The following is a 6657-nucleotide window of genomic DNA, read 5'->3' as shown; positions in this document are numbered from 1 at the left end:
ACCAATTGTCCCTTGGCCAGCCATTACTTCTACATCATCATATGGATGTAGGTATGTTTCTCCTGTTTCTTTTATAATCTCTTCACATTTCGCCTTTGCATCATCAAACGTATCACCGTATAAAATAACTTCAGAACCATATCCTCTAGTCGCATCCACTTTAGCTTGCGGTGCGGAAGTTGGCATCACAATTTTGCTTTTGATTTTAAGTAAATGAGAAGATAATGCCACACCTTGTGCATGATTTCCAGCTGAACAAGCGATTACACCACGTTCTTTTTCTTCATTTGTTAGTTGGGAAATTTTATTAAATGCACCACGAAACTTGAATGAACCTGTTAACTGCATATTTTCTAACTTCAAATAAATTTCTCCACCGGTTTTACTGGTTAAATAGAAAGATTTAACCAAAGGTGTTTTTCTAGCATTTCCATCCAAAATTTCTTGTGCTTTTTTTATATTCCCAATGTTGAGTGGTAAAATTGCATTACTCATAATAACACTTCTTTCAATGGCTTATAATCTAATTCTAGTGTTGTTCCTAAGTTCTCATAAGTTATCGTACCCTTATAAATATTTATACCAGTTGCCAAAGCTGGTTTATGTTGAATTGCATTTTCTAATCCATCTTTAGCTATCGCTAGTAAGTAATCAATATTCCCCTTAGCCAATGCCATAGTAGAAGTACGTGGGGTAGCACCAGGCATATTGGGTACTGCATAATGGATTACATCATGTTTAATAAATACAGGATCATCGTGGGTTGTATAATGATCGACCGTCTCGATCGTACCACCTTGATCTATTGCAATATCCACAATAACACTTCCAGGCTTCATGGATTGTACCATATATTCTTTTACAATTTTCGGAGGTTTAGATCCTGGTATTAAGATTGTTGAAATAAATAAGTCAGCTATTTGTATATGTTTTTCTAAGTTTTGAGTATTAGATTCAATAACTTCAACAGGATCATTTATATATCTCTCTTTTAAATATGTTATTTGTATTTGGTTCAGTTCTAAGATAGTTACACTACACCCAATGCCAATTGCCATATCACATGCATTAATTGCAGCATTTCCTCCACCTAAAATGACTACATTTCCGGCAGGGATTCCCTCAATACCTGATAATAAAATCCCTTCTCCTTGATGTTGTTTTTCTAAATAATATGCTCCCATAAATACGGCACGACGGCCAGCAATTGCACTCATTGGCTTTAATAATGACAAAACACCATCTTCGCTAATTGTTTCTCCTGCAATTGCAGTAGTTCCTGCGTTTCTCATCGCCTCCACACATTCTTTAGAGGCAGCTAAATGTAAAAACCCCCAGACTATAAGGTCTTTTTTAAAGTAATGATACTCTTCAGGTAATGGTTCTTTTACTTTTACTACCATATCAACTTCCCAAGCTTCTCCTTGTGCTACCAAATTTGCTCCTGCATTTATATATTCATCATTTGAATATCCAGAACCTACACCAGCATCTTTTTCTACTAAGATTTGGTGCCCTCCTCCAACTAACTTCCGAACATTTTCAGGGGTCATTCCTACACGTGCTTCTCCTTTTTTTATCTCTTTTACTACTCCAATTCTCATTTCTAACACATCCTTTTACAAACGATTTGATTTACATAGACTTACCTGCGAGTGAAAATAGGTAATGGCTGAATACACCAAACTTATTATGTCCATTTATGATATTCTTATCGCCTGTTTGCCCTTATAAGATAGAAACATTCAAAATCACATTTTGTGATTTATTCACATGAATTCATATCTGTTTGTAATTATTTTCATTCATTATAAATTTTTAAAACAATATTAATGTTGCTTCCTTTTATATAAAAGTACTCCTTAGGTAAAAATCAGATTAAAACAATAAATAATATTCTATACAAGGTAGGAGATACTATCTAATTATCAACAGAAAAAGCTTAAATTTATTACAAATTGTGTTTATAACAGGAGTGATTGTTTTGTCAAAACAACAATTAAAAAAAGAAATTGGCTTCTTTGCTGCTCTAACTACTGTTATTGGTACTGTAATCGGAGCTGGAGTTTTCTTCAAACCGACTGCAGTATATGGTGTTACTGGAACAGCAAGTTTAGGGCTACTTGCATGGGTAATAGGTGGAATATTAACCATTTGTGCAGGCTTAACAGCAGCTGAACTATCTGCTGCTATTCCTGAAACGGGCGGAATGATGGCATATCTAAAACGGACTTATGGTAGCTTAACTGCTTTCCTTCTTGGATGGGCACAAACTGTCATATACTTCCCTGCAAATATTGCAGCACTTGCTATTATTTTTGGGACCCAAACTGTTAGTTTATTTGGACTAAATGCTAATGATAACAAAATGATGATTGTAGGAATCGCAGTCTGTATTGCGACCTTTGTAACCCTTATGAACTTTTTAGGTGCGAAAGCAGCTGGAAGCATTCAGATGGTCTCCACCATATGTAAACTACTTCCTTTAGCCCTTATTATTATTTTCGGTTTGCTACACAAAGGGGATGTACCTTTTCAATTGTTCCCAATTGAAGCTGGAGCAAATAAACCTTTTATATCTGCTCTTGGTTCTGGTTTACTAGCAACAATGTTTGCCTATGATGGATGGATTCACGTTGGGAATATTGCTGGAGAAATGAAAAATCCTAAAAAAGATTTACCTAAAGCAATCATATCGGGATTATCAATTGTTATGGTCGTTTATTTATTAATTAATATTGCATTTCTAATGGTGATGTCTGCAACAGCACTTGCAGGAACTGATACTCCTGCATCCGAGGTAGCAACGATTATTTTTGGTACTTTGGGTGGAAAATTAGTTAGTATAGGTATCTTAATCTCTGTATTTGGAACAATTAATGGATATATTATGACGGGAATGAGAATTCCTTATGCAATGGCAATAGAAAATAAATTACCTTTTAGCAAATGGTTTGCTACATTATCTAATAGAAGCATCCCTTATAATTCTGGAATATTTATCCTATTCATTTCTGTTATTATGATGCTCGTAGGTGGGTTTAATACTTTAACAGATATGTTAGTGTTTGTTATATGGATATTCTATACCATGACTTTTTTAGCTGTTTTTATTTTGCGTAAAAGAGAACCTGAGCTCCTACGTCCTTACAAAGTACCTCTATATCCATTTATACCGACAATAGCTTTAGTAGGTGGATTATTTATTGTTTTTAACACCCTGTTTACACAACCGTTACTAGCATTGTATGGAATAGGATTAACTGCTTTAGGTCTCCCTATTTACTTTATAATGCGTGATAAGCACATCAATATACAGAAAGAAAAGCCGTGATCCATTTATCATTTTAGCCAATTGATCTCCCTCCTCAAAAAACGTGAAGGATATATCCCCGTGAGTAGGAGGGAGATCAATTGGGCTTTTTTCGTTAGCAAAAAAATGTGGTGTTTCGGTTCATACAATAAACATCATGCGCTGGGTTCATGACCTATCAAATGTGAAAAAGAAAAAATAAACACGTACAACTGTCTTAGAAATTGGATAAGGCCTAAAATTTCTTAAGTTGATGGGCATAGACCATTTCACATAATGGATTAAAAACTACAAATTAGACAAAAATAGCTACAGTCTATTGATAAATAGGCTGTGGCTATTTTGAGTAATCTCCAAAAGAAGTAATCGTTGCCGTGCTCCTTATTTATCTTAATTTCAGGAATATATCATAATATACCTATTAAAAATCAAGAGATTTTAATACATCTATGTGTTACTTTGTATTAAAAATTACATTTCATTATAGTAAATACTAGTTATTAATGTATACATTTTATAAAATCGCCTAAAATTGTGTCATTATATACTATGAAGCTATGAGTTATATGTTTTCCGTACCATTAAATTCGTTATATCGTATGTTTAGGTGAGCATAACATTTACCGTTTTGGATGATGAAGAAAATCTAAAGCTAGTCTTTGTATTTTCAACATCTACTAAAGGAATCTCTGTCTATTGCATATTTATTTTTGCAATACCTTCTTTATGAAAAATCTTATAAGAATAGGAGCTATACCATGAAAAAAAATAAAAATATAAAAAAAGAATAGCCGCTACGTCTTCTATTATTACTTTAGCTACATCAATTGCATTCACATCACCTGAATTAGCAAATGCAGGTTCCATTAATATTAATAGTTTTGAAAAGCAACAGCATTCTATAGTCCCTGAATATGTTATACCTGAACGTGAAGATGTTAAAGGGTTTGAAGATTATCTCACAGAAACAGATACGTTATTATCAACTTTACAAGGTCTTACCAATTGGAATGTAAAGAAAATCACTGCTTACCAATTTATATATTCTAAATTTCCTAGTTATTCTGTTGAAGTAGTTCCAAATACAAAAAAAGATGAATTACTTTCTCCTGAATTTGTAGGAACGAGTGAATTATCCCATACTGGGGGAACAAATAAACATTATATTCATCATCGTTTTCTAAAGCAATTACATCTACAGTGACCTCTACTACCACTCACGGAGGAAAAGTAGGATCAAAAGCTGGCGGAAAACTTAAGCTTCCTCTTGTTGCAGAAGGATCTGTAGAATTAACTGCAGAGTATAATTTTGCACAAGCATGTTCTAAAACCGATACAGAAACTATAACATATACGGTCCCTGCACAGCCTGTAAAACTTAAGCCTAATGAAAAAGCAGTAGTAACCGCAACTTTAAAGATGATGGAAAGTACAGGAGATGTAAAACTTCGTACAGCATACAGCGGAGAAATAAACACAAATTATATAAATTATGCAGACCAAAAGATGGAACATAGTGAATTAATGGGTAACTGGGTAAAAACGCTGTTAGCTCAAAGAGAAAATCACGGATTAAATGGGATTCTAGATTATTCTCGAACAGAGCCAAATGTTGCATACCAAGATGGTAAGGGAACATATCAAGCGAAATATGGATCTAAAATGACTATAGAAGTAAATATTTTACCCAAAAATACAAAAACTGCAGATGGCACGCCAATTAGGAGTTACTCATATGAAGTAACTCCAGAAATCATAGAAATTAATTAGTCTTTTTAGAGAGTGTTGCAAAATTGTTTTAGTACAAGAATTGAACTTACCCCTATCTCTCCTCTAATTGAGCTTGAGGTGGGGGCTAGTATTTCTGTCGAAACAAAAAGCTTCCTCTCGATAAATTTTTTTGTTTTATCCTGGTTAACATACTGTATATGCAGAGCTATAGGTTTTTGCTTCTTCAGGTGTATCTTTATCACGTGGGTGAACATAGAATTTACCTTTTGCTGTACCAACTCTCTCTAGGTCATTACTATTTCGAGATAACCCATCTAAACATTGATTTAGCGAGTCTATACACTCCATTAAATATCCTTCAACTCTGAGCGGGGCCCCTAATACAATTACTGTACCAGAGCTCCTTTCAGTATTTCAAACTATAAACGATTTTTCCACGCCACTTGTTAATTCAATACTGACATAACTTCTTATCTTTTCAGTTTTATAATTCAAATACTTTTATTCTTGTAGATACTGGATAGCATGTTTTGTCTTTTCTAATTGCTCCACTGTGAATTCATATTGCGAAGAAGAGTATGTAAAGAAGACAACATCGATTACTAATAGTTGAGCAAATCGAGAACTTGTTGCTGCACTACGAATTTCCGCTTCAGGTGCACGTGCTGTAAATAAAGATACATCTGCTAACTCAGAAATTTTACTATTCCCTAAACGAGAAAGACTAATTGTTTTCAGCCCAAGCTCTTTTGCTGTTTTCATTAGTTCTATTACGTCTCTTGTTTCTCCACTATAAGAAATCCCCCAAAATAATGCATTTCCTGATTGAGTAGCCATCGCTACTGCTAACAAATGGCGATCAGAAATTGCATAAGCTTTTTTACCTAGACGAATCCATTTCTGCGCTACATCCTCTGCAATAAGAAAAGACGCCCCTATTCCATAAATATAAATAACTTCTGTAACTCTTAGCAATCCAACTGCTTCTTCAATAGATTTTGCTTCTAATTGTCCGACTGTATCATGAAGAGTTTGAACTGTATTAGATAACGTCTTATCAATAATTGATTGCACTTTTTCATTAGGTTCAATATCAAAATATCCTACATGATGTATATGCTCTACTTCAGCGTATAGACGGGCTTTCAAATCTGGAAAACCAGTTACTCCTAATGATCGACAAAAGCGAACAACAGCCGCACTACTCGTTTCTGCTTCTTTTGCTAATTTATGTATTGTCATCTGGGTTACTTCTTTTTTATGAGAAAGAATATATTCTCCTATCTTTTTCTCTGAGACAGGTAATCCATCTAAAACTAATTCTATTTGTGTTCCAATACTATGTACCGCCAATTATTTCAGCTTCTTTCTATTTATACTTTTCCTCTTGAACTTTAGCGTTTCGCTTCCTTTATAAAAAATTCATACCGTTTTTCGCGGACATTCATACTTCCACCTCAAATTCCGGCGAAGAAGTTAAGTGGAGATAATGAAGAAACTCCATTGATTAAAGATTGACTTTATCTATTACTTGTACCTAAATTATTAACAACTTTCTATGTTTATTATATAAAAAAAGTACGACTATCCAAAGGATTAATCGTACTTTCACA

Annotated in this window: 5 protein-coding genes and 1 pseudogene; 2 read left to right on the top strand and 4 right to left on the bottom strand. The window is 34.0% G+C overall.

All coding sequences use genetic code 11. From position 1 onward, the window contains the following. A partial coding sequence (locus tag BM089_RS28130) for a pyridoxal-phosphate dependent enzyme (protein ID WP_139213344.1) occupies window positions 1-495 on the bottom strand: 495 nt, incomplete at its 3' end. Beyond that, window positions 492-1604, bottom strand: a complete 1113-nt coding sequence (gene ald / locus BM089_RS28125; protein ID WP_090978677.1) for an alanine dehydrogenase — start codon at window positions 1602-1604, stop codon at window positions 492-494. The genes ald and BM089_RS28130, both read right to left, overlap by 4 nt. A 380-nt stretch (window positions 1605-1984) precedes the next feature. Here ald and BM089_RS28120 point away from each other — a divergent pair, with 380 nt between their 5' ends. Further along, the gene (locus BM089_RS28120) at window positions 1985-3334 is read left to right on the top strand and encodes an APC family permease (protein WP_090978675.1); all 1350 of its coding nucleotides are present in this window, start codon (window positions 1985-1987) and stop codon (window positions 3332-3334) included. Window positions 3335-4486: 1152 nt separating this feature from the next. Next, window positions 4487-5083 (top strand): annotated as a pseudogene (locus tag BM089_RS28115) (ETX/MTX2 family pore-forming toxin); the annotation flags it as partial. Window positions 5084-5227: 144 nt separating this feature from the next. Here the strand turns inward: BM089_RS28115 and BM089_RS31245 are convergent. Together BM089_RS31245 and BM089_RS28110 are read right to left on the bottom strand one after the other, a co-directional pair. Next, window positions 5228-5392, bottom strand: coding sequence for a hypothetical protein (locus BM089_RS31245; protein ID WP_175495702.1), 165 nt, complete (start codon window positions 5390-5392; stop codon window positions 5228-5230). Window positions 5393-5545: 153 nt separating this feature from the next. Next, the gene (locus BM089_RS28110; RefSeq protein WP_090978668.1) at window positions 5546-6397 is read right to left on the bottom strand and encodes a MurR/RpiR family transcriptional regulator; all 852 of its coding nucleotides are present in this window, start codon (window positions 6395-6397) and stop codon (window positions 5546-5548) included. Window positions 6398-6657 lie beyond the last annotated feature (260 nt).

Source organism: Bacillus sp. 5mfcol3.1 (assembly GCF_900114335.1).
Taxonomy (GTDB): Bacteria; Bacillota; Bacilli; order Bacillales; family Bacillaceae_G; genus Bacillus_A; species Bacillus_A thuringiensis_S.
This window is presented reverse-complemented; position numbering and strand designations above follow the sequence as displayed.

Coding starts and splice junctions, on each gene's coding strand:
- ald (WP_090978677.1), bottom strand. CDS start 1,604: ATGAGAATTGGAGTAGTAAAAGAGATAAAAAAAGGAGAAGCACGTGTA.
- BM089_RS31245 (WP_175495702.1), bottom strand. CDS start 5,392: ATGGAGTGTATAGACTCGCTAAATCAATGTTTAGATGGGTTATCTCGA.